Origin of the sequence: Nocardia arthritidis NBRC 100137, assembly GCF_001612765.1 — a bacterium.
GTDB classification, from domain to species: domain Bacteria; phylum Actinomycetota; class Actinomycetes; order Mycobacteriales; family Mycobacteriaceae; genus Nocardia; species Nocardia arthritidis.
The window spans coordinates 1-936 of the sequence record NZ_BDBB01000103.1 but is presented as its reverse complement, the minus strand read 5'-3'; the positions used below and the strand labels follow the sequence as shown (position 1 = coordinate 936).

Below are 936 nucleotides of genomic sequence, written 5' to 3'. Positions count from 1 at the left end.
CGTGTTCTGTGCGGCGCTGCTGTCCCACGAGCTGGCCCACTCGATCGTCGCCCGGCGCAATGGAGTCCGGGTCGAGGTGATCGTGTTGTGGCTGTTGGGCGGCGTTTCCGAATTGACCGAGGAACCCAAGGACGCGCGAGCTGACCTGCGCATCGCGTTGGCCGGTCCGCTCACCAGCCTGGGCATCGCCGCCGTCGCCTTCCTCGCAGGCGTCGGCGCCGCGGCGGTGGACCCGGACGGGCCGATCACCGCGGTTCTGCTGTGGCTGGCCATCATGAACGCGATCCTGGGACTGTTCAATCTTCTGCCGGGCGCGCCCCTCGACGGTGGCCGCGTGTTGCGCGCGGTGATCTGGTGGCGCACCGGTGACCGGTTGCGCGCAGCGACGTCGGCCGCACGCAGCGGACAGTTCCTCGGCACGGTTCTACTGATGATCGGCATCGCCGAACTGATCCTGTTCGGCCACCTGGGTGGGCTGTGGCTGATGCTGCTCGGCTGGTTCCTGCAATCGGCGGCGCACGCCGAACTCACCGTCGCCGGACTGCGCCACCAACTGGGCGACAGCAAGGTCCGCGACGTGATGACCGCGCACCCTATGGCAATTCCGGCCGGTTGGTCGATCGCCACACTGCTGCGCTCGGACGCGCCGTCCACGGGGCACCGGGTATTTCCCGTCGTCGACGCTACCGGTCACCCGATCGCTGTGGTGGCCTGGTCGGATCTGGCCGCGGTCACCGAACCGGCACGCGCGACGACCACCGTCGGCGTCGCCGCCCGAGCACTGCCCGCCGCCGCGCTGACCCGGGAAGACGAACCGCTGAGCGACGTCGCATCCCGCGTCGTGCTCCGCCCCAACCTGGACGCGGTCGCGGTCGTCGACGCCGACGGCAAGCTCACCGGCCTGTTCACCGCGACCGACCTGGTACTCGCCTGTGA

General features: G+C 69.8%; 1 protein-coding gene. It reads left to right on the top strand.

Features of this window, described 5'->3' with window-relative positions; all coding sequences use genetic code 11:
- The coding region (locus NA8_RS32240; protein ID WP_157107049.1) for a site-2 protease family protein at positions 1 to 936 on the top strand (936 nt) is incomplete at both ends.